Below are 312 nucleotides of genomic sequence, written 5' to 3'. Positions count from 1 at the left end.
CGGTAACCGTGACCAACGGCGCTTGTACCGTAACCGACAACGTGACCGTGAAAGTAAGGTCTATGCCGACTGCTGATGCCGGCAAACCGGAGATCAAACAGTGTGACACCAAAGACTTCACCGTAACAGGTAACCAGCCTGCCGCCGATCAGAAAGGCGTGTGGACTTTTGTAGGTGCTGACCTCGGTGCACAAATCACCAGTCCAAACAACTACACCACCACTGTAACAGGCGTGCCTGCGGGTAAATCCGTGACACTGCAATGGACAGTGACCAACACCTTCAAGTCTTCCTGTACCGCTTCTGATCAGA

The 312-nt window shown here is 53.2% G+C and carries 1 protein-coding gene; it reads left to right on the top strand.

Features of this window, described 5'->3' with window-relative positions; all coding sequences use genetic code 11:
- Positions 1–312 (top strand): hypothetical protein (locus HGH92_RS34410; protein ID WP_168875214.1); only part of this gene is annotated, 312 nt, incomplete at both ends.

It is taken from the genome of Chitinophaga varians (genome assembly GCF_012641275.1).
Classification (GTDB): Bacteria; Bacteroidota; Bacteroidia; order Chitinophagales; family Chitinophagaceae; genus Chitinophaga; species Chitinophaga varians_A.
The sequence above is the reverse complement of the archived record's forward strand: the minus strand, read 5'-3'. Positions and strand labels throughout refer to the sequence as shown.